General features: G+C 30.0%; 27 protein-coding genes, 3 pseudogenes and 1 riboswitch. Of the genes and pseudogenes, 4 read left to right on the top strand and 26 right to left on the bottom strand.

Annotation, left to right across the window (positions count from 1 at the left end; all coding sequences use genetic code 11):
- Positions 1-286: 286 nt before the first annotated feature.
- A riboswitch (TPP riboswitch) is annotated at positions 287-386 on the top strand.
- A 97-nt stretch (positions 387-483) separates the two neighbouring features.
- Complete coding sequence (gene thiD, locus K8M07_RS12775; RefSeq protein ID WP_317845470.1) at positions 484-1950, top strand: bifunctional hydroxymethylpyrimidine kinase/phosphomethylpyrimidine kinase; 1467 nt, start codon at positions 484-486, stop codon at positions 1948-1950.
- Positions 1950-2612 carry a thiaminase II gene (gene tenA, locus K8M07_RS04310; protein WP_223376664.1) on the top strand — a complete coding sequence of 221 codons (663 nt, stop codon included), beginning with the start codon at positions 1950-1952 and terminating at the stop codon, positions 2610-2612. The genes thiD and tenA overlap by 1 nt, the downstream gene beginning before the upstream one ends.
- A 304-nt stretch (positions 2613-2916) precedes the next feature.
- On the opposite strand, the gene K8M07_RS04305 is transcribed toward tenA, so the two are convergent.
- The 14 genes and pseudogenes from K8M07_RS04305 to K8M07_RS04240 form a co-directional block, all read right to left on the bottom strand.
- Positions 2917-3615, bottom strand: a complete 699-nt coding sequence (locus K8M07_RS04305; RefSeq protein ID WP_223376663.1) for a hypothetical protein — start codon at positions 3613-3615, stop codon at positions 2917-2919.
- Positions 3616-4204: 589 nt separating this feature from the next.
- Complete coding sequence (locus tag K8M07_RS04300; RefSeq protein WP_223376662.1) at positions 4205-4645, bottom strand: NUDIX domain-containing protein; 441 nt, start codon at positions 4643-4645, stop codon at positions 4205-4207.
- A gap of 223 nt (positions 4646-4868) precedes the next feature.
- The gene (locus tag K8M07_RS04295; protein WP_223376661.1) at positions 4869-5348 is read right to left on the bottom strand and encodes a flavodoxin domain-containing protein; all 480 of its coding nucleotides are present in this window, start codon (positions 5346-5348) and stop codon (positions 4869-4871) included.
- Positions 5349-5523: 175 nt separating this feature from the next.
- Positions 5524-5724, bottom strand: a complete 201-nt coding sequence (locus K8M07_RS04290; protein ID WP_223376660.1) for a hypothetical protein — start codon at positions 5722-5724, stop codon at positions 5524-5526.
- A gap of 99 nt (positions 5725-5823) precedes the next feature.
- On the bottom strand, positions 5824-6147 hold the full coding sequence (locus K8M07_RS04285) for an NUDIX hydrolase (RefSeq protein ID WP_223376659.1): 324 nt from the start codon (positions 6145-6147) through the stop codon (positions 5824-5826).
- Between the two features lie 170 nt (positions 6148-6317).
- Positions 6318-6857, bottom strand: coding sequence for a GNAT family N-acetyltransferase (locus K8M07_RS04280; RefSeq protein WP_223376658.1), 540 nt, complete (start codon positions 6855-6857; stop codon positions 6318-6320).
- A gap of 288 nt (positions 6858-7145) precedes the next feature.
- Positions 7146-7379, bottom strand: coding sequence for a hypothetical protein (locus K8M07_RS04275; RefSeq protein WP_223376657.1), 234 nt, complete (start codon positions 7377-7379; stop codon positions 7146-7148).
- A gap of 70 nt (positions 7380-7449) precedes the next feature.
- Positions 7450-7778, bottom strand: a pseudogene (locus K8M07_RS04270) (IS1595 family transposase); the annotation flags it as partial.
- Between the two features lie 159 nt (positions 7779-7937).
- Entirely contained in the window at positions 7938-9011 is a 1074-nt protein-coding gene (locus K8M07_RS04265) for a hypothetical protein (protein WP_223376656.1), read from the bottom strand.
- A 485-nt stretch (positions 9012-9496) separates the two neighbouring features.
- Positions 9497-10537 (bottom strand): S66 peptidase family protein, encoded by a 1041-nt coding sequence (locus K8M07_RS04260; protein ID WP_223376767.1) that lies wholly within the window; start codon positions 10535-10537, stop codon positions 9497-9499.
- A gap of 88 nt (positions 10538-10625) precedes the next feature.
- A complete protein-coding gene (locus K8M07_RS04255; protein ID WP_223376655.1) occupies positions 10626-11111 on the bottom strand; it encodes a pyridoxamine 5'-phosphate oxidase family protein in 486 nt (161 codons plus the stop codon).
- A 421-nt stretch (positions 11112-11532) separates the two neighbouring features.
- A pseudogene (locus K8M07_RS12770) lies at positions 11533-11972 on the bottom strand (VOC family protein).
- 187 nt (positions 11973-12159) lie between these two features.
- Positions 12160-12330, bottom strand: coding sequence for a hypothetical protein (locus K8M07_RS04245; RefSeq protein WP_223376653.1), 171 nt, complete (start codon positions 12328-12330; stop codon positions 12160-12162).
- Positions 12331-12424: 94 nt separating this feature from the next.
- Positions 12425-12778, bottom strand: a complete 354-nt coding sequence (locus K8M07_RS04240) for a nuclear transport factor 2 family protein (RefSeq protein ID WP_223376652.1) — start codon at positions 12776-12778, stop codon at positions 12425-12427.
- A gap of 476 nt (positions 12779-13254) precedes the next feature.
- On the opposite strand from K8M07_RS04240, the gene K8M07_RS04235 reads away from it, so the two are divergent.
- A complete protein-coding gene (locus K8M07_RS04235) occupies positions 13255-14271 on the top strand; it encodes a GIY-YIG nuclease family protein (protein ID WP_317845469.1) in 1017 nt (338 codons plus the stop codon).
- Between the two features lie 185 nt (positions 14272-14456).
- Here K8M07_RS04235 and K8M07_RS04230 read toward each other — a convergent pair whose 3' ends face one another.
- Positions 14457-15695 carry a DUF438 domain-containing protein gene (locus tag K8M07_RS04230; RefSeq protein WP_223376650.1) on the bottom strand — a complete coding sequence of 413 codons (1239 nt, stop codon included), beginning with the start codon at positions 15693-15695 and terminating at the stop codon, positions 14457-14459.
- A 306-nt stretch (positions 15696-16001) separates the two neighbouring features.
- Between K8M07_RS04230 and K8M07_RS04225 the strand changes: the two genes are divergently transcribed.
- Positions 16002-17390, top strand: a complete 1389-nt coding sequence (locus K8M07_RS04225; protein WP_223376649.1) for an MATE family efflux transporter — start codon at positions 16002-16004, stop codon at positions 17388-17390.
- Positions 17391-17450: 60 nt separating this feature from the next.
- On the opposite strand, the gene K8M07_RS04220 is transcribed toward K8M07_RS04225, so the two are convergent.
- From K8M07_RS04220 to K8M07_RS04165, 11 genes and pseudogenes are all read right to left on the bottom strand, one after another.
- The gene (locus tag K8M07_RS04220) at positions 17451-18089 is read right to left on the bottom strand and encodes a TetR/AcrR family transcriptional regulator (RefSeq protein ID WP_223376648.1); all 639 of its coding nucleotides are present in this window, start codon (positions 18087-18089) and stop codon (positions 17451-17453) included.
- A 30-nt stretch (positions 18090-18119) separates the two neighbouring features.
- Positions 18120-19352, bottom strand: coding sequence for an efflux RND transporter periplasmic adaptor subunit (locus K8M07_RS04215; RefSeq protein ID WP_223376647.1), 1233 nt, complete (start codon positions 19350-19352; stop codon positions 18120-18122).
- 15 nt (positions 19353-19367) lie between these two features.
- Positions 19368-21716 (bottom strand): ABC transporter permease, encoded by a 2349-nt coding sequence (locus K8M07_RS04210; protein ID WP_223376646.1) that lies wholly within the window; start codon positions 21714-21716, stop codon positions 19368-19370.
- Positions 21716-22426 (bottom strand): ABC transporter ATP-binding protein, encoded by a 711-nt coding sequence (locus tag K8M07_RS04205; protein WP_223376645.1) that lies wholly within the window; start codon positions 22424-22426, stop codon positions 21716-21718. Before K8M07_RS04205 ends, K8M07_RS04210 begins: the two co-directional genes overlap by 1 nt.
- Before the next feature lie 189 nt (positions 22427-22615).
- Positions 22616-23131 (bottom strand): cob(I)yrinic acid a,c-diamide adenosyltransferase, encoded by a 516-nt coding sequence (cobO, locus tag K8M07_RS04200; RefSeq protein WP_223376644.1) that lies wholly within the window; start codon positions 23129-23131, stop codon positions 22616-22618.
- A gap of 44 nt (positions 23132-23175) precedes the next feature.
- Positions 23176-23716, bottom strand: a pseudogene (locus K8M07_RS12625) (DNA alkylation repair protein).
- A gap of 99 nt (positions 23717-23815) precedes the next feature.
- Complete coding sequence (locus K8M07_RS04185; protein WP_223376641.1) at positions 23816-24253, bottom strand: hypothetical protein; 438 nt, start codon at positions 24251-24253, stop codon at positions 23816-23818.
- Between the two features lie 83 nt (positions 24254-24336).
- Entirely contained in the window at positions 24337-24957 is a 621-nt protein-coding gene (locus tag K8M07_RS04180) for a signal peptidase II (protein ID WP_223376640.1), read from the bottom strand.
- Between the two features lie 15 nt (positions 24958-24972).
- A complete protein-coding gene (locus K8M07_RS04175; protein WP_223376639.1) occupies positions 24973-25173 on the bottom strand; it encodes a hypothetical protein in 201 nt (66 codons plus the stop codon).
- A gap of 28 nt (positions 25174-25201) precedes the next feature.
- Positions 25202-25465: an SOS response-associated peptidase family protein gene (locus tag K8M07_RS04170; protein WP_411741952.1), complete on the bottom strand. Its 264-nt coding sequence runs from the start codon at positions 25463-25465 to the stop codon at positions 25202-25204.
- 25 nt (positions 25466-25490) lie between these two features.
- Complete coding sequence (locus K8M07_RS04165) at positions 25491-25934, bottom strand: GNAT family N-acetyltransferase (protein ID WP_223376637.1); 444 nt, start codon at positions 25932-25934, stop codon at positions 25491-25493.
- Between the last annotated feature and the right edge of the window lie 151 nt (positions 25935-26085).

Raw genomic sequence — 26085 nt, 5'->3', positions numbered from 1 at the left:
TGTAAATATCCTCAGGATAATCAAAATACTTTAAAGGTGGAGATATGTGTAAAGAGGATAAATGAAAAATGACTTTTTAAAAGCTATTTCAAACAAATATGGATATAATAAAACTATGATAAAAGAAAGTAAAAACTATAAGTTGATGAATAAAGAAAAATAATCCTGTGTATTATCTCATATCAATATTCTAACTTTTTATTTCGTATAGTAACTTGACACTATCAAATATGTAAAAGACTTTGAATAAGAAATTAATATATGTTATACTGTACTTAATTGAATATTTCAGTGCTAGGGGTGCAAAAATGCTGAGATACTTTAACGAGTGAACCCTTTGAACCTGTTTAGTTAATACTAACGTAGGAAAGTGAGATTTTATAGAATGAAAACTATTTTTACGTTTTCATTTTTTTGATTTTTGCCCCTTTATTAAAAGATGCTGATAAAACAATTAATTACACAATTAAGGAGTGGAATTGTATGAAAAAATTAGCACGAGTTTTGACGATTGCAGGATCAGATTCAGGAGGAGGTGCTGGAATCCAGGCTGATTTAAAGACTTTTCAGGCCTTTGATGTTTATGGAATGTCTGCTATTACTTCAATAACTGCTCAAAATACTAAAGAAGTATGCTCAGTGTGTGATATTCCTTTAGATACTATTGCAGATCAAATTGGTGTTGTTTGTGAAGATATTGGTATTGATGCAATTAAGATTGGTATGTTGTCAAATTCTGATATTATTAACATAGTGGCTAACAAAATAAAACATTATAAAGCTCCTAATGTAGTATTAGACCCAGTAATGGTGGCGAAAAGTGGTGATTTATTGTTACAGGAAGAAGCCTATAAGTCCTTAATAAATAAATTGCTTCCTTTAGTTTATTTGGTAACTCCAAATATTCCTGAGGCAGAGATTATTAGTGGATGTAAAATAAAAACCCTTGAGGATATGAAACATGCTGCAAAATGTATTAGAAAATTAGGAGTTAAGAATGTATTGATAAAGGGAGGACATTTATCAGGCTCAGAGGTTGTAGATCTTTTGCTTGTAAATGATGAATTTTTTATTTACAGATTTGCAAGAGTTGATAGTAAAAATACACATGGTACAGGTTGTACATTGTCTTCTGCTATTGCAGCTTGTCTTGCTAAAGGACATAATTTAAATGATGCTGTAGACACAGCAAGAGAGTATGTTTATAAAGCAATTACTAATGCACCTATTAATATAGGAAATGGTCATGGACCACTTTATCATAATTTAAAACCACAATATGTTAGTCATTATAAAAAGGCTGCACAGGATTTTGAAGATTGGTTTAATAAGAATAAAAATTTATTTACTTCAGAATTTAAAGCATTGAAAAAGTTTGTTACTGATCCAGAAAATTGTTTGAGCGTAGGAATAGGAAATGGCATGTTTGCAGAAAAACTTGGAATTAAATTTGGAGTTGAACCTTCTGAAGCAATGGCTAAATTTGCAAGAGAAAGAAATATATCTGTAAAATCAGGATGTGCTGAAGATATTCCTTGGCCTGATGAGAGTTTTAATCAGGTATTGCTTGGAACAATACTTGCTTCTGTTAAAGATAAAGCTAAAGCTATTAAAGAAGCTTATCGTGTTTTAAAAACTGGAGGAGAAGTGATTGTTTCCATTATTGCAGGTGAGGGTGCATATGCTATTTTATATGATTATTCTTATATGAAGGGAGAATATAATTATGAAATTTGCCCAGAGTATCCTTATCCTCTTGAATTTGTAAGAAATGCAGAATGGATTACTACTGAGAAATTGATTAAATTATTAGAAGATGTAGGGTTTAAAGATTTAGAATTTGTTCAGACTTTGGTAAAAAATCCTAAATATACTAATGAAGAAATTGAAGAACCTCAATCAGGTTATAAAAGCGGTAGTTATATAATAATAAAGGGAGTTAAAAAATAATGATCTTTGAAGATATTGTTAGAGAAACAGAAGATATTTGGAAGAAAGTAATTAATAATCCTATGGTTAGTGAAATTTATAATGGGACTTTGGATCGAAAAATATTTAAATTTTATTTATTGCAGGATTATTATTATTTGGATCAATCTTTAAGGAATATGGGTATTTTGGTATCTCGTGCAGAAAATATATATGACAGAATAGAGCTAATAAACATCCTATATATGGAAGCTAATCATGAATTTACTGCCTATGAAAAGCTATTAAAGTCTCTTAATATTGATTTAAATGAAGCTAAAAAAGTAAAACTTACTAGAGCCAATGTTTCCTATACCAATTTTCTTTTATCTATTAGTTCTTTAAATACATTTGCAGAAGGGATAGCTTCCCTTCTACCTTGTTACTGGACTTATCGAAAGATTGGCGAGTTGCATCAGTCAAAACTTGTTAATAATAATGACAAATATTATCAAGACTGGGTTAGTATTTGTGATACTCCTGATTTTCTAGAATTGGTAGATAAGATGATAAAGCTATTAAATAGAAATATTTTAAATGCAGGAAAGGAAAAAGAGAAAAAAATAATAAATGCTTTTTCAATGTCATTAAAATTTGAATATGAATTTTGGGAAGATGTTTATAAAATGAGAGAGTGGATATAAGGCACATGACACAAGGAGACGGTTCTTTTTTTATTCGAGAGGCATGTTACCGAACCAATGGTTTGAAAGAAAGCCCACCAGTTAAAGCAAGCTCAAGAGTAAAAGCGTCTTCCCCTTCACAAAGATACCGGGTTAACCCGATTTTTGTCGAAACTTGATAATAAGACGAACCCCCAATGGAGTTAAATCCAAAAGGGGGTTTTTTATGCTATGTATAATTTATGACATAAAGGATAAGAGCCACTAGTTATTATTCAATTTAGATAATCATGGATTAAGGATGTAGTTATTGATACTGTATGTGTTATTGTGGGAATTGGATTTTCTCCCTTTTATCTTTTATAATCTTAAAGATTCTTGTATAAGTCATAACCATTAACACGATAAGAATAGTTGCGAAGGAAACTACCATTGGAATTAAATAAAACAATTCATTGTTCAAGTCAATAAAGATTGCTTGGTTTTCCAGTGATAAAATAATGGTCACAATAAAAGACATTAAAGTCACCATTATTCCTAAAGTCATAGTCATATTAGCTGTTAGTTTTTGCCTATATTCTAAAACTGATTTCACATTTTCCTTATTAGAGATATACTCAATTGTTAATTTTCTTTCATCTTCAGCCTTCTGATTCCTCAATGACAACAATCTTTCACAATATTCATTCTTAGTTTCTGAAGAAATAAAGCTAGAATCCATTACTTCCTTAATTAATTCATCGCATATTTGTTCTAAAGTAAACATATCTTTAACTTCAATTCCATATTTTAGTGAATTTGAAGAAATAAGAGCATTGATAATCTCTCTTTTTGGAATATCCCCCTCAGAAATTGTAGGTCTAATAGAATATATTATTTCTTTGTTTGCCTGCAACACTTTCTGGAAGTACTCTTTATTATCTCTCTTCGAAAAGATTATTCTAGTAATCCATGTTACAAAAAATCCACTTAGAATACCTCCAATAATACCAACTACCCAAGAATTTGCTAAAAATTCTTTCATACACTCCTCTACTCCTCCTGAATTCGAAATCTTTCATTCTTCAACCACCAACGGCTACGACTGTGGTTAGGTTAGGCATGTGGCGCATTCTCTTCATGATTCGACTTTCCGCATCTCGCCAAATGAAAGTATTAATACCAACTTTCCATATGTATTATTTCTTCAAGCTTCCTTCCGGACGTATCTTAAGCATTTCAGCACTATATGCTCGATATCTCGAATTGTCTGCTTTAACTCCTGTTGGGACTGCTTTCATCAACAGATATATCTATACTCCCTTTTATTCTAGATCGTATATGTGCAACACAAACTATAAAAACTAGAACAGAAAGCATCCATTTTTGGTTATGCTACATAACATGTATACTCTTTAATTTACCAATTTATCATCTCATTCTTAAAACTATCACTTTTTTTAGTAATGATGGAATATAATGTCCCACGGGTTCACAACATCCCTGAACCGAACTCGTTGACTCTCAAACTCCATGTTAAGTGAAGTTGAGTAGCCCATGTTTTATGCTTTTATAGTTTTTTATTTAACCTTATATATAGTATTCCTTATGTAGTTGCTAATCTTATTAATAAATCAATAACCATAGAAAATTTCGATTTTAGATTTTGATTCTTTTTTATTTTTAATTTCTTTTAACAATGGTTTAACAAATCCACCTAATTCATAATTATCAATTTCATTTAAATCTACCCATTCATATTCTTGCGCTTCTTCATTCAAAATTACATTATATGAATCAGTCTTGCATATGTAATCAATAAATATAAAATGCTTTTTTTCATGAAAGACTTTATTATAAACACTTTCCTTTATACTAATCAAATGAATATCATAAATTTCCAAACCTGTCTCTTCTAGTATTTCTCTTTTCAAAGCTTCTTCCATTTTTTCTCCTAATTCAATATGACCACCAGGAATTATATATTTATTATGCCACTTATGTGATTTGCAAAGAAGAATTTTATTATCAGGATTAAATATTACTGCTCCTACTGTTGGCTCAGGATATTTCATACTTATCTCCTTTCAATTTAATGTTTTTAACTATTACTCAATTTCATCTAACGTACTTGCAATTTCTGATGTTCCTTTTTTCAATACCTTTGTCAAAAAAGTGACGCAGCGTGTGGTTCACAGACACTGTGGCATCAAAACGAATGGTAGGAATTATCGTGTATCCTTCCTTTTTAGTAGGCATCCTTGCGTCAAATCTGCTGTTATGTGAAATAGCGAAAATTCAAAGTAAATTCAATACCTTCTCAATAAATTTTTTTGCTTTTTTTAAGTCTTTATCATTTGGATGCCCCCGCGACAATATGCCTATAATAGTAAAAATAATACCAAAAAGTTTATTGTTAGTGAATTCCTGTGCAACAAAACTACCCTTACAAGCAAAGCTACCCTTGTTTATTGCCCCTTTAGATTCTAGGAACTTAATCAGTTTCTTATTATAAAATTTTATACCAACTCCACTGGTTGAAAATACAAAAACATTTTTATCTCGTAAATCCAATTTTTCTGCTAATCTAAACAACTTTGGTGACATACTCTCCTTGTATACTCCGGACCCAAATCCAATTAAGTTATAATCTTTTATATCAACATTATTAACATCCTTTATATTAATCAACTCCGAATTTATTTCCTTACCAAATAGTTGTGCTATTTTTTCAGTATTACCTTTATAATTAGAGTAATATATAATTAAGGATTTCATAAGTCATTTCCTCCACAATAATTTTCAAGAAAAATTTATTTAGATGTGAAAAATATTTTTCCAATCTTTTAAATATACCTATGTATTTTATCAAAATAATATTAATCTTAGTTATTTCTTCTAACGTCTGCTAGTTTATGAAGTTCATCAACCTTAGCCAGACTTGGCTACGGTTTTAATCAAATATAGTTTCGTGGAATTCATTCTCCGTAGCTCGAAAACACATCTTTATTTGTCCTTCTGTATTTCGGCCCGTAGATAATGGAGGTAAATCATCTTCTGCAAAAAAATTAGCATTAGATGTTTCTATATTGTTTTCAAATTTCATGGTAATAAAATTACACTCAACAAATACTTTATATACTCCATATGACATTGGAGGATCATTATGTTTTTTTCTATCTAATATAGCTATTATTCTTTTAGGATTTATCTCTACTCCAGCTTCTTCTCGTGCCTCTTTAATTATGTTTTCTTATAATGATAAATCAACATCTGCCCAACCACCAGGTAAAGACCAAAATCCATCTATCTTTTCCTTTACTAGCAATATCTTTTTATCTTTAAATATTGCAGCACGAACATCAACTTTTGGTGTAGGATAACCATTCTCATTCGCAAATAGTTCTTTAATTTTTCCATGTTCTATATTGGTATAGTTATTTAGTATATCTACACTAATATTTCGAATTTCCTCAAATCTTTCTATATCATATTTATCTTTAGAATAAGTTAATCCTGCTTGTGCAATTGCCTGCAATTTCTTAGCATAAATTAACCAACTTGGTTCTTTTAACATGCTTTCATCTCCTAAATTTACTATTCTATCGGAATTTCAGCTAGCGTACCGGGGATCTGAGAAGTTCATGAGTCTTAGGTCGACTGCCATTGACGAATGAATTTGGATGCAGCGGCAACAAAATCTTAATCCCAATGCTATGCGAAATTTTTTCGAGCCTACTTAATTATTTATAACTTTAATCCCATTTGCATCGCATTATAAAATTTATTATTTAAATAAAAATATCTTGTGATAATTCCTTCTTTTTCAAAACCAAATCTTTTATATAATTCAATAGCACGCTGATTATCCTCTCTTACTACTAGATTGATTTTTTTTATAATTTTTGTTTTTTTACTCCATTCAATTAAATATTTTAATAACTTAGACCCTACTCCTTTCCCCCAATACTCCTTTACAACTGAAATACCAAATTCCCCCATATGACTAATTCGTAATCTATCATTTCCGTTAAAATTTAAATTTCCTACAATCTTCCCGCTAACTTCTGCTATTAAAAATAAACAATTATTTCTTTGATTTATATTTTTTATATACTCTTTTTCTTCATCAACAGTCATGTTAAATTCTTCTGAACTAAATGTTAAATAATCTGATTCATTAGCTACTTTTTTTACATACTCAATTACCCTTAAAGCATCACTTGAGTTAGCTTTTCTAATAACTAATTCTTCTTCATTTTTTAATACATATTTCTTTTCATTCAAAATTATCATCTCCCACATAAAAAGAATGTATCTTAACTACAAATTTAGAGAAAAATTCAATGACTTCTTTATTAACTCCAGATCATTATTATAAAATAAGTTTTCAGAACTGCTTGAACCCATATGTGGTGAAATATGTATGCCCTCCGTAGTATCTTCAATGCTTTGAAAATTATATAGAATAGTAGTTTCAATCCTATTCTTGTAAAAAAGAACTTTTCAACATAATATTTAACATCTGAAAATTTTTCACCTTATTAAAAGCAATAATTATTTTTTTCTATCTATTTATTTCATTTTTTGAAGAACTCTCTTAATTCTAATTCGATTATATCTTTGTAGAAAAATTGGATATATATTTGTTATGACATTAAATGGTACTTCATTTTTTCTATTCCTTGCTATATGGAGTAGCATCCTTTTAAACCATTTTACCCCTAAAATTTCATATATTTTACCTTCTTGTTCAAAATTTTTAATACTGTAATATTTATCATTAAATATTTTGTTTAATAATTTCAATATTTCTTTTACCTCCTAAGACATAGATGCTTCTTCATTTCTTCTGCACCATTAATAGAATAAGGACTAAATATTGAATTTTGACAAAAGTAATCCACTCATTGCCCTTTCGAGTGCGATAAAGAACGGTATTTCTGTTGTATCAGTAAATACCTTACTATAACACTTATAGCGATAGCATTGACGGCCATTATATTTACTGAATCTAACAACGTGTTCAGGTGAATAATGAGGGTATTTAAATCCTTCTTTAAAACGAGTTTCTCTCATTTCATTGATTAGACGACCACCAACAGGAGAAGGTTGAACATAGCGTTTAACCCACTGATAAACCTACTCTTTTTTCGTATATGGTAGTTTATCTATGTGTTTTAGCAAATTATTAAACACTTTGCTCATACTCTTAACCTTCCGAATACTTATTCTAATATTAATTATACTAAGATTCCGGACAGGTATCAAATATCAATATTTATTCAATGGCTTCTTTGGCGGTGCTTGCACCCAGTGAAGGGATATGCGTAGTGAACGAAGATATTTTATTATACGCAGTTAAAATCATTTCGATAACTTTAATAAGGTTGCATCTATTATTTCAAATAAATAATCTGAAGGTTCATCTCCAGACTCTTTGAGTTTCAACATTTTATAAAGGTCTGTATCTTTTAAATCAATTATTAACTTTCCAGTTTCTCTTAAAATTCCCATTGTTGCAATTAATGCATTATCATCTAAACCATTACGTGAAATCATAAAACATACATTTCTAAGGGCTTTTTGAAATAGGTATTTTTCTGTTGTATATACTTGTGTTTGTTTAACTTTATTACAATAGTTTTTGAATTCAAATACAACATACCTTGAATGAAACTCATTAATTAGAAATTCCCAAAATTCATTTCCTCTTTTTACTCTACATACTAAGTCATATCGATTTAATTCATCATCTGTCCTTAATTGTTTATTCCAACCGTTCAAATTTTCATCAAATAAATATTTTATAATTTCAGTACATTTATTTTCATACTCAGTAAAAGATTCTTTTCCACAAGTTATATTTTCAAGTTCATTCCAAAGTCTTTGGCTAGCATTGTCTATACACAATTTTTCTATAAGTATATTTCCCTTATTCTGTTGAAATAAATATTTTAAATCAATTTCTTCAGCTTTTTCTTTGTCTTCTACTTTAACAAGAATATCACTCATTAAATTATTAAACTTGTTGCGAAGTTCTTCATTATCATTTATTAAAGATAACAAATTACTGCTATCTAATACTTTTATATTGTAGGCATCTGATAATTGTGATTTAATACTGTTGTCCAAAGGCATTCCAACTATTAACATTTGATTTTTAATACCAAACTTTTCACCAATTATTTTGATCTTATTAATTGCTTTTTCAAGCATAATCTTATTAGGTTTTCTTGTTCTGTAATATTTGGTTTCAACTATAATTTTTTTATTATTATTGTCTGTTAACATTAGGTCAACTTCCCAATGCATATTTTCTTTTTTTAATATCACGTCTCTTTCAACTGTAATTCCTTTTATCTCAAAAATCTTAGCACATAATATTTCGAATTCAAAAGCCTTAATAAGAATTTCAGATGTATGAATATGTTTTTGCATCAGATTCCCCTCCCCTCAACTTTAGTTCTTTTCATTTCCAAATTGCGTATCACGTCCCATATTTGCGATGTCCCTGAACTGGACATCGAAGGCATAGACCTCTATATATTCCTTATTGTTTTATCGTATTTTCCTCTAACACCATACAATTTTCATCTTCCTAATAATTTATAATTTCTTTAAGTACAATCAAATCCTTAATATCTTTCTAATTTATCTATAGAGCTTTCTTAATATAATATTCATAAGGTTAATTAGCAATGAATTTATAATTATTATGAAATCAACATTGTACTCGGGTGCCATTTCAAATAAGATAAATAACAAATCATAAATTTGATGAGTTGCTATATTTTTATTATTTATATTAGTTTTTAATTCTTCAAACTCCTTTTCAAATAACTCTATTTTCTTATTAAGCCTCTATCACATAAAATATAAAAATGTATCTTTCCCGAATTAAAAACTAAACCCATTTAGTGAGGTTATATTACACCTGATTCAAGTATTGAAAAAGTTCGTGTATCACAATTTATTTCGGCCAATGCACCGTAAGGCAAACACATCATCGGTTGGTTATGTCCAAATGTCATGTTATATATTATAGGTAAATCTATTAAACCAAGCTCATTTATAACTACTTTAATAATTGCATTCTTATATTCCTCATAATATTTTCCCTGATATGGTTTCCCCCATAATATAGCTTTTGCATTTTGCAGAATTCCTTGACTTCCATAATTTCTTAACCAATATTCTATATAAGTAGGTTCCGGCATATCTTCCGAAGTTTCGAAAAATAGAAAGGAATCTTCAAAAGCATCAATGGATGGCCATAAGGAAGTCCCTTTCATCATTTCAAGCACTTCGATGCAACCACCAATTAAACGACCTTGCACATTTCCTTTTCCTTGTAAAAACTCATATCCTTGATTTACTTCCATTGTTTTAGCAATATATTTATTCTTTTCCAGCCATTCAATACGTTCGCCAGTCCACATATCTGCTGCTGGAATATTACCAATAATAGAATCTTGAAATAGCGTTTTTTTAAACCAGTATTTCGTATAATCAAATATTTTGATATTTTCCGCAAACTCCGCTAAAATTGAAGGACCATAAAAGCTTGAAAGATTGCCTTTTATACACATAAAATGTGCAATTGTGCTATCTGAATATCCTATAAATATTTTGGGGTTATTTCTAATAATGTCAAAATCAATATAAGGTAACATTCTAATACTTTCCTCCCCACCAATACATGAAAAAATTGCTTTTATAGATGGGTCTAAAAAGGCATTCATATAATCTTCTGCTCTTTTTTCAGGATGATTGTATAGATATTCAGAACCTTTTAATGTATGGGGCATTTCTATAACTTCTAATCCGAATTGTTCGTTTAAGCGTTTTTTACCAAGTTCGTATCTCCATCGTAAATCAGCATCTCCTGCACCGCCCCAAGAAAGACTTACAGTAGCTACTTTATCACCTTTTTTTAATCTTTGTGGTTTTACTAAGTTTAACATTTTAAACACCTCATTTTTCTCCTATAAAGTCCACGCATGGAGGCGCAGCCATGAACTATCTGTCCTGTAACGTTCGTTCTTGCTATCGTTATCTTTTAGCGTTGACGTATTCAATGGCTTCTTTGCCAGTTATGTGCTCAACATCAATTGCAATAATATGAGCTTGAGTACATCCGGTTATTTTCTTATGTTTGTCTTCTTCAGGTTGATCTTCTGAATACTTTTCAACTAAAGCCTCAAAAGCCTCTAGCCTTTCATCCCCTTCTGCAATTCGTGTTTTACCAAAAGCAATAGCACTCCGGAAATAAGTAGTATATTCTTCACTTGCTATCGTATCATCATCTATTACTGAAAATGATACCTTTGGGTTTTTCATAATAGCATCGATTTTATGTCCATCTTTAGCTGAATGGAAATAAATTTTTTCATTAAAATAGACATAGCTAAGTGGAACTGCGTAAGGATAATCTTCATCACCTAAGCACGCTAAAACACCATTTGTGCATCTTTTCATTATAGATATGGTCTTTTCCATTGATAATAATTGCTTACCTCTTCGCATTTTTCTAAACATTAAACCAACTCCTCACTTTCATCGTATGATAATAAAATATTGATATTATGTAAACGGCATAAATAGACATTGTCTACTATAAAATATTTGGCCAATATGAAATTTCATTAAACATTACGTGGAATAGATTTCTCTTTCGTGAAATTTAAAACTTCCAAATCGCTATTTCACATAACGTTCCGTATTTGCAACATGTTTGAGCCGAATTCCAGAGATAGGCTCACTGGTGAAGCTTTGTGTTCCCAGCAAAGGAATGTGGAACCAACGCCTTAACACTGACACCTAAATGCACTTTTTGCGCAAATATATTGTTTTAGGGAGTGATGATATCTTTTACCCCTATAATTCACCGTGTAGTATAAGGATTATCTACACTAGATTCTATTTGATCCCTTCGATAAACTGTGATTTAGTATAGGACTTACCTATTAAATACAAGCATACCGTTATCATCATATTCAAATTTCGGATCCCAAGCAACTTCCCAATAATAACCATCCAAATCAGCAAAATACACATGATACCCTCCCCCCAAAAAACATTTTGGGGTTTTTTAACTATTTTTGCACCAGCTTTTCTAGCTAATTCAATAACCTTATTAACATCTTCTTTTTTTCAACATTATATACTAATGTAATCCCAGCAAAACCATTTGCTATTTTTTGGAGTATTCTCCTTACTAATGTCTTTAGCTAACAACTCCAAAGGAAACAGTTCAAATTTTGTCTCAGGTGTATTAAAAAATACTGCATCAGGATTATTTCCTTTTTCATCAGTTTGAAATCCAAGTTCATCTCTATAAAATTTTACTGATTTCTCCATGCTTCTTAAACCTAAACAGATACATGTAATTTTGTTCATCTTAAATTCCTCTTCAAATAAAAAACTAACATCCTATATTCTATAAATAAATCATAGACAGCTCCTCAATACATATCCCCCTTTTCAGCGTTTTTTCAAACAAGACTCCCAAAGAACTGCTCTGATATCATCCTTTCATCTAACGTTCTGCGGGTTCCCGAAGTCTAGTTATTACATTCATATATTCTCAGATTTTGGGAACCCGCTGTTCTACGACGTATCGTGCTCCCAAACTCAGCAGCTCCACGGATGGAGCTGCCTCTTGAACAGAATGACATGATTGACTAAATATTAATTGTTCTGCATATATGTTGTTTTCTACCATATAATTTTTAAGTTTTTCTTCATATTGTTTCATATTCCACCTCCGTAAAATATGCACTATCAGGCAATAAAGCACTTCAGATAAATACTGGTCTTACTTAAATTATCATTACTGATATATATTTATATCAGTCAATAGGTAAATCGTGTTGCTTTAAGAAAGATAGTTTATCCCAGTAGCCCCTCTGAAATAAAATCTTATCATTTACTATTTGAAAAAAACCACAACCTCTCAAACCTAATGGATCTCGCCATTCCAAAATTACCCATTGCCCATCTTCAAAAATATTTTCTACAATACAAACCATTTTTGCTTGAGAAAACTCTTGTTCAAACATTTTCTTTATAGCCTCTTTCCCAATAACTGACTCATTAGCAACCTGATGGTTTATTGCACTATCATCATATAAATTTGCAATAGTTTCCGCATCTGCATTGTTAAAAGCATCAATCCATTGATAAAGTATTTCTTTTGGCTTCATGTAAATTATCTCCTTTATGTAATATTTTTGCTTCACATTATCGTTGCTACTACGAAGAAATACTAAAAATTCCTTTCGCCCGCACCAAGAATGGCGCGTCCTTTGCACGATATGTCGTAGAACTTCTTTTTCCCAAACCATGGTTCGGGAATATTTCTATATAATGTTTTTCTCTCTATCTATTACTTCCCAAAATCATTAGCAACCCATTAAAAAATATCATCTAATGGACTTTTTATATTTCTTACACTATTTTTTGATACATGAGTGTATATTTCACTTGTCTTTGAGCTGCTATGTCCTAATAATCCTTGCATACTCTATTAAATACTTTTTATATCATATATATTCTACATTTTCCCACAAACTCCTTCTTTTTTCTTTACACGATCTTCCTCATTATCTAATTCCAAATTCCTTTCACCATTTGACAGAATTCATATGATATGGAAAAATAATTATATTAATATAGGTTGGTGATAAAATTGAGTATTCCCGAGCATTTAATAGATAAAGTAAAATCTATACCTGAAAAACCAGGAGTTTATAAAATGAAGGATTCCCGGGGAAATATAATATATATAGGTAAGAGTAAATGTTTGAATAAAAGAGTTAAATCTTATTTCCAATTTAATCCTAAGTCCAATAAGATAAAAACAATGATTTTTAATATTCATGATATTGATTTTGTGGTTACTGATACTCATCTAGAAGCTCAGCTATTAGAATGTGAATTGATTAAAAAACTCAAACCAATCTACAATACTCAATTTAAAAATGATAAAAAATATGTGTACTTAAAGGTAGAAAACTATAATAAATCTAATGCTCTATCTGTAACCTTAGATAGAGAAAATGAGCATAGCTTTGGACCTTACAGAAGTAGAAATCTTCTTTTGAAATTTGTAGACCTTTTAAAAAATTTATATCCATTAAAAAGATATGGAGATTTATATAATTTTAATTACAGTCCTCTATTAATTAATATGAAGAAGGAAGATTTTGAAGAGAATAGACAATGTTTATTACAGATACTTTCTCAAACGAAGTATATGAATAATTTTATGCTAATAATAAAAGAAAAAATGAAAGAAGCTTCTTCATCACTACAATTTGAGAGAGCTTCTTATTATAAAGACATTTTGATGGCACTAGAATATTTATATAATCTTAATAAAAACAATATATTAAAAGATAGAAAAATACTAGTGGGCGATAAGATAGACGATGGATATAAATTGTTCTATATATCAGATGGAAATTTAGTCTTTAAAAGAAAATTTTATAACCTAACTGCAAAAAATGTTAATAAATTTCTATCTGAAGTTAAATCATTAAAAAATAATATCGATTGTCCTAAAAGTGAAAAAAACAATCTGGATTTTAAATTAATTATTAATAACGAATTAAGGACTAACCCTTTAATTTCTACTTTATTCATAAATGAAAGCTGTAATTTAAAATTATTTGTAAATAACTTGCAAAAAATTTAATAATAATTATTCCTCAATAATTTCAATATCATTTGTAAGCAATATATCAAAACCCGATTCATCCCCGCATATTAACATAGATGAGGTTTTTTCAACTAAAATCTAGTAAACAAAGCTTACAAATAAGTCTCGTTACTTAAAACAAAATTAGTTAAAATTTGTATTATCCCTTAGACATATGTTTTCTACCAATCTAGCAATCTCTTTTCCCCCTCTAACTTTTGTATCTCTGTTATATCCTGAGTTACTTCTAATACTCCTTTGTATTCTTCTTTTGAGTTTCTCAATGCAAAATATTGTATCAATATCTTTCTGCCTTTAATCTCTATCCAAAATGTAGCTGAGTCCCTGTTTCCATTCCTGAACTCCTCTACTATTTTATTTACTACATGTAAACTCTTTGGAGGATGGCAGTTTTCAACGTCACGGCCTATAACAGCAGGTGAACGTGGAAATATCCTATCCTTTGGTCTTGTGAAGTATCGAACCTTGTTATTCTCATCTACAGGTGAACGTGGAAATATCCTATCCTTTGGTCTTGTGAAGTATCGAACCTTGTTATTCTCATCTACAAATGTCAAATCTGCTGGTAATGCATTCATCAACAATAACAACTGCTCAAAATTCAATTCTCCAGTATCTGTTTTGAATTTCATTCCGCTAAATTCTTGTATGTCTATCCTTTCTCCTCTTCTTAGATTTGGAGTTTCAATAAATGGGAATCCATATTCTGTACTCTGTTTATTCATATCATCCCATTCATCATCGTCAATAACTTCCATAGCTGATGGGAACAGAATTAGATTCTCCTTTTTCACTATTCCAAGCATTGCAAAGAACAGCTTGCCAATTTCTACATTGAATTTTGGTATTGAAGAATCATCTGACTCTAATATAGCTATAACTCTATTGATTCTTTCCCTAGCTTCATCATGTAATGACCACATAATGCTCAAACCATTAAATTTATCCATCTTTTTCTCCATGTATGGAAATAAAATATTCTCTTCCTTTTGGTAATGTTGGTCAAATTCTTTAAGAGACTGAACGATAGTAAGTATCTTATCTTTTCTCTCTTCTACCTCCTTATTTAATATAATTTTCTTTATCATATCTAATCTTTCTTCTAAAGCTTCATTTTCCTTTATCAATATGTATAGGAAACTATTTTCCTCTGGTTTTCGCCATTTGTAGGTGTTTAAAGATTTATAAAATACATTTATTACTTTATCCAATATATTAAGTATTTCTTCTTCTGAATATCCTCTTTCCAGTCTTGAATAGAATATTTCAAAGCATTCTTGGGGCGTTACGGATTCGATATCATCTTTATATTTAGTATACAAATCTTTTCCTCCCTTGTTTTCTAAAACCCCTTGTACATATTCCTTTAACCTTTCAACCTTTTTTTCATTCTTGTTCATATTAATCCCTCCATGTAATTAATTCTATGTTTATTATTGATATAGCATATGCTAAAACACTATCATAAACACTTGAATATACTTATCAGTTTCTTCTTGTTTAACTAATTCATGTAACTTTTTTTATAACTCTATCAATTCTTTAGATACCCTATGTTTTCCCAAAGGAGACAAAAAAATATTGCTAAAATCTATATTACCAATAGATTTATGAAAATAACTCATATTGACAATATACAATAACTAGTATAGACTATCTCTTGTCTGAATTAAAATAATAAATCTACTCTAGAAGGAGGTTGGTAAATGGTAAATTTTAAAAAACTATTTTCTCCAAAAGATTTAACTGACGGTACACCGTGGAAACGAATTGTTGAGTTTGCAATACCAATGTTAATTGGTAATGTAGCACAGCAATTCTATAATACTGCTGATTCTATTATTGTAGGTAAGTATGTAGGAGATAATGCTCTTGCCGCGGTTGGTAGTTCATCCCCTATATTAAATCTTTTACTGGTATTGTTTGTTGGTATTTCTGTTGGTGCGGGCATCATGGTATCTCAGTATTTTGGAGCTAAGGATAGAGAAAAACTTTCCCATACTATTGGTATATGTATATCTCTTACAGCTATTGCTTCACTAATAATTATGATTATCGGACCTATTGTTACTCGTCCATTGCTTAACCTTCTTAATACGCCAGAAACTATTATTGATTGGTGTGCAAACTATCTAACTATATTTTTTATAGGTATTGCTGGGTTTGCTTATTATAATATTTTATCTGGTGTTTTACGAGGACTTGGTGATTCACTATCAGCACTTATATTCTTACTTATTTCCACTGCTCTAAATGTAGTACTTGATATTTTATTCGTTGCTAAGTTTAATATGGGCGTTCCTGGCGTTGCACTTGCAACTGTTATAGCACAGGGAATATCAGCAATACTTTCTGTCCTAAAACTACTCAAAATGAAAAACAGTTTTGACTTAAACCGAAAAATGTTGAAGCTATATAAAGAATATTCCTATAAATTATTAAAACTTGGATTACCATCAGGCTTAACACAGGCAATATTCTCTCTTGCAATGATTGTAGTACAATCTCTAACTAATAGTTTTGGAGAAATGGTTATAGCTGCTAATGTTATTATTATGCGTGTGGATGGATTTGCTATGATGCCTAATTTCTCTTTTGGAAGTGCAATGACAACATATGCTGGTCAAAACATAGGAGCTAACAAAATAGATAGAGTGGAAAAGGGAACTAAAGATGGTACTACAGTTGCCGTAGGAATTTCTACTATAATAACTATCTTGATCTTAACTTTTGGTAAATATCTTATGAGTATTTTTACAGATACAAAAGAATTAGTCAATTTAAGTGTATATATGATGAGAATCCTTGCAGCAGGTTATATCGCAATGGCTGTAACACAAAGTCTATCTGGAGTTATGCGTGGTGCAGGAGATACAATGACACCTATGTGGATTTCACTTATTACTACAGTTGTTCTTCGTGTACCAGTAGCTTACGGTATTGCTTATTTGACACGAAGTGAAACGTATCCTACTGGAAGACCTGAATCCATTTTTATTTCTTTACTTACAGCTTGGACAATGGGAGCTATTATAACTGTACTTTTCTATAAAAAAGGTAAATGGCGTCAAAAGGCTATTATTAATACAAAATAGTATTGTATAATAGAATTTTATATCAATTATTTTAAATGCACTTCAATCTGAAGTGCATTTTTATCTAGTTTCATCATATAAACCTGCTTTTAATATGTGCATATACTCTTCAAAATCTTTAATGATTTTATCTGCATTTTGAATCATTTCCTTTTCTCTTCCTTTATATTCTGTGATGTATTTATCCGCAATTCCACCTAAAGAAATAAATAATAATTCTATAGCCTTCTTTTTATCTATATCCTTTCTTAATTTAGATGTATCAAATTTTTCAACTAACACTTTAAAGCTATCTTCATATAATTTAAAGTATCTATTCTTTATATCTTGCTCTATCTCCTCTGGTGGAGATAAAAAAATATTTGCCACAAATTTATACATCATGGGATCTTTTGAAAATGCTTTTATTTTAATTAAGCTAATCTCCTTTATCGTATCAAAAATATCATCACTATCCATCTTCCTTATTTCTTCTATAAATATATCGATATAATATTTCATAACATAATCTACAATATATAAGTATAAGTTCTTTTTGTTCTTAAAATAATGAAATAATATACCCTTTGATATTTCTGCTTTTTTAGTAATCTCATTGGTAGAGCCTTTTGCATAACCATGTTCTGCAAATTCTTCTATACAGACATCAATTATTCTCTTTTTCTTATCTTCTGGTAAATTTTCAAATTTCTCAAACAAATCAATGCACCCTCCATAATATTCTTTTAACTAATATTTGACTTCTACTCCTTCTCTTACATTCTCATCTGGACTTAATATAACTTTATCTCCTTCATTTAATCCAGAAGTTATCTCTATCATATCTTCTCCTCCTATGCCCGTTTCTACTTTTCTTAAAACTGCATTGTTCCCATCTACAACATATGCATAATCTCCATCTTCAAAATCAAATATAGCACTATCAGGAACTACAATTGAATCTTTCTTCTCATCTGTTACTATTTTAGCATTTACTTCATAACCTACCTTGAGAACATCAATATTGTTATTTAAATCTATCTCTATTTTAACCCTCTTTTGCTCTATTCCAAGGTCTGATACTTTACTAAAGGCTTTAGGATGTATTTTTGTCACTTCTCCTGCAATGTCTTCAATTTCTAAATCATCACTATACACTATAACCTTAGCCCCTTCTTTTATATCACCTACTTCACTCACCAAAATGTCTGATTCTAAATATAAGTTTTCATCATTTCCAATTTCTATAACCGGTGCACCTGGTTGTAGATATGAGCCTTCTTTTACATATGTTTCTAGAACTACACCATCAATAGGAGCCTTAACAAAAGCATTTCCTTTATTCTCGTTTAATATGGCAATCTGATAATCTAACTCAGATAATTGAGCTTCATATTGTTTTTTTATATTTTCAGATGGTCCTTTTTTTATATTTGCAAGTTCATTTTCAGCTACTTTTAATGCTTCTTGTTGAAGTTCAAGATTATCTAATGTATCCTGATAATTATCCTTGCTTATAGCTCCTTCATTAAATAATTTTTCAGCTTTTTCAGCATCACTTTTTGCACTTTCTACTAATATTTCCTTACTTCTCACATTAGCCTCTGCATTATCTATTATCTCCTGTGCTGGAAGTTTTATAGCTTCATTATATGTAGCATAAAGTGCATTTTTCTTAGCCTGTAAGCTTTTTATTTGCAACTCTGCTTCTTCAGTATTTAAAACTGCTATTATATCACCCTTTTTAATGCTTTTCCCTGCGCTAACATCTAATTTGAGCACTTCTCCGACAGCTTTCGAGTATACAATCCTCTGATTATTTGCTTTAACCGATGCTATTTCATCTATAAAACTTGTTATATTGTCAGTTTTTACTGTATATACTTCAACTTCTACTGAACTACTACCCTTTGCTAAGTATACTACTACACCTAAAGCAACTAATATTCCTATACCTATAATAACATACTTCAATTTTTTCATCTAAAGCCCCCCTTTTTAAGAGATTCTATTTTTTAAAGCTTCAATAAAATCGAGCTTATTTATTTTCTTATAAGTAGCCAATTGTGCTATTACTACAAAAACAATTGTAATAACTGCTGTAATTATATAACTAGATAACGTTGGACTCATATCAATAGTATATAACTCAATACTAAAGGTTTTTTCCAATGACGACATCATAAATTGACCTAATGGAATTCCTAATATTATCCCAAAAACAGTCATTACCGCATTTTCCTTGGTTATAATTTTGAAAATCTGGTGTTTTGAAAATCCCATAACTCTAAGTGATGAAAACTCCAACCTTCTTTCTGCTATATTCATAACAGTTGAATTATATACTATAGCAAATCCTAGTATTCCTGCAAATAGTATCATCATGCTTATAGAAGCCATCATCAACCCCATAAATTCTTCAAATACTGCTCTCATATCCTGTAGCGACTGTATTGATGATATATTTTTTACATTCTCTAGCTTTCCTTTTACATCGTCACTAGAATCTATATAAACTCCGGTAATAAGGTTTTTATTAAGAAGTTCATTACTCATTGTTTCTATATTCATATAGCCATTTGTCCCCAGTGATTGTTTTATTATATCTTTTACTTCAACATAAACATCATCCTTATTAGGAATAAATGTCTTTATCTTTATTTTATCACCCTTTTGAACTCCTATAAATCTTGCTAAGCCTTCTGAAAGCACAATCCCTTCACTAGGAAGATCTATACTTTGACCGTTCATATTTTTGAATCCATAGAACTCTGTATTGCTGCTCAAACCTATAATATTAGTCGCCATCTTACTATTTCCGTATACTATTTCAAAAGGAAACTCAATCTTAGGTTCAATTCTTTCTACGTCTATAATGTGTTTAATCTCATTTACAGTATTAATACTTAATGGAACATTAAAGTTAATATTGTACTCCATCTTCTGAAATTCTGAATAATGGCTATCGAACATATCCTTTGATGCATCATTTAACACAGAAGGCATAAGTGTTATAGCAAATGTCATTGCTATTCCTGAAGAAATAAACAGAAACCTCTTTTTGTTTCTGAATATATTTCTAAGTACCATCTTCCAACTAAAGGATAGTCTCTTCCATATTATAGTCGCCTTATCTAAGAATACTCTTCCCCCCTGCTTTGGAGGTTCAGGTCTCATTGACTCAGCAGGTAAAATTTTAAGTACCCTTCGTGCTCCCCATATTCCTGCTATAGTACAAAAAGTGATTGAAAGTGAAATAGCTGTAAACATGTATCCGTAATATAATTTAAACTTTAACATGGGTATATTAAAAAACTGTGCATATAACTTTGCCATGCTACTTGATAAAATAGTACCAAGTATAACTCCAAATATCGAGCCTATAAGTCCTATCAAAATACTAAACTTGGTATAGTGTATAAGTATACTCATATTGCTATATCCAAGTGCTTTAAGAACTCCAATTGACATTCTATCGTTTCGTACCATCCTTGACAGCATAGCTGCAATTATAACCGCTGCTACCCCTAGAAAAATAACCGGTATAGTACTAGACATCTGCTTAACTCCTATAATTTCCTCTGTTACCATGCGATTACTCAACTGGTCATCACGATCATATATTCTTTTAATCCCATATTGATCTAATTCATTTTCTACTTGATCCTTTATCCTATCCATATGTTCTTTATCTTTTACTGTAATCAAAATCTCATTAAAGCTGTCCTTAAATCCAAAGTTTTGTCTTGCAAATTCCTCTGAAACAAATATGATACCAAATTTATCTGGCATAGGTAATAAACTTTGTTCATCCTCCATAAGATACACATATTCTGGACTCGCTGATATACCACTAACCCTTAGATCAAATATTCTTCCTTCTATGTAAGGTTTTATAGTATCATTTATTTTAATATTTCTTGCATTTGCAAACTGTTCAATTACTATAGCGTCTTTATTTTTAGTTTCAATCTCATTGCCATCAACAATATGCAACTTATTTATACTACTGTTATCTGATATTGAAACAATCCTAGCCTTTACTTTTTCATCGCTATTATCAGATTCCATTTTTATATCAAAAACAACTCTTCCTTCTACTTCCTTCACTCCATTAATCTTTTTCACTTTGTTTAAGGCAGATTCAGGAATCTTTGTGGACTGGACAAATATATGCGCAAAGTTTTTTTCATCATAATAATAATTCAAGGTATCTTCTAGGTTTACTATAGCAGTACTTAGTGCGGTATATATGGTAAGTCCAACTATTACGAGTATTGTTATAGCTATAAACTGTCCTTTTGAATTTTTTATAAGCCTTAGGAGTCTTAAATCTAGCCTTTTCATTACCATACAATCCTTTCCGGTTCAATTGGATTTGGATTTACACTGTTTTCAATGATCTTTCCGCTTCTCATTTTAATAATTCTGTCTCCCATATTGGCAATAGGGGAATTATGTGTAATGATAATTATCGTCTTATTGTACTGTTTGTTTATCTTATTTAATAATGATAATATGGATATTCCAGTTTGAAAATCTAATGCTCCGGTAGGTTCATCGCATAGTAATAATAGTGGATTTTTGGCAACAGCTCTGGCTATGGCTACTCTTTGCTGCTCCCCACCACTCATCTGAGAAGGAAAGTGTTCTTTCCTTTCCCCTAGTCCTACATCTACTAATATTTCATCAATATCCATCGGACCTTCACATATTTCTGTAGCTAACTCAACATTCTCCTTGGATGTTAAATTAGCCATAAGATTGTAAAATTGAAAAACAAATCCGACTTTATCCCTTCGATAATTAGTTAACTCCTTATCGCTATAATCAGTTATTTTTTCATCTCGTAATAAAACTTCTCCAGTTGATGGTTTGTCCATACCCCCAAGTATATTAAGTAAAGTACTTTTGCCAGAACCACTAGGACCTAGTATTACAACAAACTCTCCTTCTTTGATTTCAAATGAAACCTCCTGTAATGCATTTACTGTTATCTCTCCCATTCGATATTTCTTTGATAAGTTTCCTACCTTCATTAAAACATCATTATCCATCATTTCACCTCAGATATAACTTGTTTGACCGCATGGTCAACCTGAAAATATTTTACCATTTATTTATTATGTAGTCAATGATAAGATACACATAATAATCTTAATATAATATATATTCTATATATCAAACTAGAATCCATTAAATATTAAAATTCCTACAATAATGCATTACTGTAGGAATTTTAATATTTAAAACTCAATACCTTTTCTTGCCTTCACTCCGTTATTGTAATAGTGTTTAATCTCCTTCATTTCTGTTACTAAATCTGCTAACTGGATTATCTCTTTATCTGCATATCTTCCCGTTATAATTACTTCTACATCGGGAGCTTTTTCTTTAATTACCTTTACAGCTTCTTCCACAATAAATAGATTATAATGTATTGCAATATTCAATTCATCTAAAATTACTACATCATAATTGCCCTCTTTTAATATATTTCTGCATTTTGCTAACCCAGCTTTAGCTAATGCTATGTCCTCATCCTCTGGCTCCTTATATATAAAGCAATCTCTTCCAAATTGCTCTATTTTAAGGTTAGGTAGATAATCAACACATTTAAGTTCACTATACTCCATTCCCTTTATGAATTGACCAACAAATACCTTTTTCCCTGCACATATAGCTCTGAGAGCTAGTCCTAATGCTGCAGTAGTTTTACCTTTCCCATTTCCCGTATACACATGTATATATCCTTTATTCATCTACATCCCTCCTTGATACAGTTAGCTTAATTATAGCATATAAATTACCCAAGTTTATTATCTAAATATTTACTTCCCTCTCTTATGCTTAACTTAGAAAGTTCATTGTTTTGAATAAACTCCTTGATCCATTCCTTATCAGTCTTTGAATATTCCCTTAATGCCCAACCTATTGCTTTATTTACAAAAAACTCATCAGTTTTGGAATTGCTTATGATTGCTTTATTCAAAAATTCGGTATATGTTTTCTGAGCAAATCCACTTTTGAATTATATCATCTTTTAATTCTGGGTATTTCATAACGATATAGCCTACTATTTTATTTATATTATCTACAGTATCCCACCAAGATTTTGTAGTAATTAGCTTCTCTATATTGTCCATATCATCTGGCGTAAATAGATTCTTGACCTTGTCCATATAATCTATAGCCAAATAATGAAATTCCCTTTCAAGCATATCATAGCATTTAAAGATAAAATCCCAATCTACTCTAGTATCCTTTTTCCTTAACTTTAAAAACTCTTTTGCTAATGCAGCTCTTTCTGGTTTTTTAAGTCCAAGAAAAGGAAATTTATTTTTCATATACTTCGCCATTGGTATCGCATTTTCCTCATTTTTATTACTATAAAATATTTTGAATATGTTCATTTAAACCACTCCGTCTCATTTTTTGTAACTCTATTAATACCTTACATTTTCTTTTATTCCAAATAACGTGTATATAAAATGCATAAGTATACTTGGAATAATAGCTATGAATATATTGATATTCGTGGTTCGTAATAAAATAGTATGTAATACACTATATATATCCACTGGTATAAATAAAAGTGACATTAATGTTAAATAATATCCATTTGCTAAAAGTGACTGTTCCAATAATAAAATAATCAAATAGTAAGCAGAAACAATAAGTGCAGATCTAGCTATCTCTTCTCTTGTCATATCATTGAAGCAATATATACCTGTACCAATGAAAAGAACAAAAGAAACAATGCTACTAATCCATAATAAGGTTGTCGTCATACTAATTGTCCATACTGATGTATCCCTTGTCATAATATATACACTTATTGTAGAAATAAATGAAGAAATTATGCCAGTTGCTATTGATATCAATGGAACCCTCCAAATCTTATTTCTCACTTCATCACCTTACTTTCTTTCAAACAAATACGGATAATTACACGTATTTATAAAACTTACATATATTTATTGTAATCCTTAAGAAAGCTAATGTAATCCATTATTATATCTTTACCTTGAATGATGCTCATAACTCTCCAATTTTTCAACAATAGTATTGAAATTATTACTGTAAAAACATATAAATAACAGTCCTTTAAATCAAAGATAAAAAAACCATCTAACAGAACATAATCTAGACTTCCATTCCAAAAAGTTTTATCTATTAGTGAGCATATGGCCCCTGACATAAAAAATATTTTTAATATATTAATCCATAAATGCTCATCAATCTTATACTGTAAATATTTAAAAACATAGTATCCAAAAATTAAAACTATTTCAACCAAAATTATATGAAAAACCCTTCCTAAACCAAGTTCAAATAATGAATTAACCCAAGAATAATCTGTATTTTGAGTAGGCATGAAATATAGTATATCTTCCATTATCGGTATCTTTATTCCATAGTATTCCTTAACTATTAGTTTAATTATCTGATCGATAATTACTAGTAATGTAATCGTAATTCTATTAATTTTATTCTTGCTCCCATAATTATTCCACCAATCATAAATAATTTCTATATCATTTTCATTAGTATTTTTTATAACTAACCCCCCATTTTGCAAATACATCTCATTCCCCCTATTTTACTTATGAGTATGCTTTTTAATAGAAGCAAAGCCACTATTTATCATATCTTCAAGGCTTTTAGTGGGTATCTGTCTATAAGATCCATTCTCATCAAGAAGCTTGACCACATTTCCATCAACCTTTGATATCCTAGATCTATATATCTTATCTGAAGCTTTAAGAATTACAATATCCCCATTTTCAATATCTAAATTCACCACCTCTACCCCCTTTCTAATTGAATGATTAAAACATGCTCATTTGCTCATTATCGCTCTTTTTTGATTCATCTACATATCTTTCAATTATAAATTTATTATTATTGGTATTAAGGATTTCTTCAACAAGCTTCATTGATGTATTCTTATTTAACCATAAATTCAATTCATCATTCTTTATTATGAGTGGTGCCCTATAATGTATATCTTTTATATTCCCTTCTGCTTCAGTAGTTATGATTACAAAAGCCAATTGTTTCCTTAAATCTTTATCTAAAAATACCTTATAAATCCTCTAAGTAATATATTTATTATATTTATAGCCTTACGATATACTGGCAGGTTTTTCTTCGCCCACTTTTATACATCTCATGCCACGTTGGCACATCAATAATGTCGACTAGTTTAGCACCACAATATTCACAAGTCTTTCTGGATGCTATATTTTCTAGTGAACATGTGATAATAACTTTATCCAACTTGTGCTTTTTTGCTAATATAAATAACAACTTACAGGCTTTTGAGGCGTAATGATTTCCTCTGAAAGATTTATAAATTTCATATCCTATATTTCCAGCATATTTTGTGTTAGCATTATGTCCAATACGTAAATCGCACTGGCCTACCTCGGTATCATCAACACATCTGATAATCTTAAAATAATATGCAGGAACATACTCTTTTTCGATGTTTTCATCAGCAGTTTTATATAGATGCAAATAAATTTCTTTATTCCGCAAATCCGTTGTATCAAAAAACATTTTACACCTCCACAGAATATAATTCTATATCAAAAATCCTATTATATATTTATTCTAGATATATAAGCAAAGTCCTTCAAATTTAGAATTTATTTTAAATTTGAAGGATACTACATATGGTAGTCAAAACATATGAGCTAGAAGAATAGAT

This window comes from Schnuerera sp. xch1 (genome assembly GCF_019931165.1).
GTDB lineage: Bacteria > Bacillota > Clostridia > Tissierellales > Tepidimicrobiaceae > JAIOUP01.
Note: the sequence above shows the minus strand (reverse complement) of the source record. Positions and strands in the feature narration are given on the sequence as shown.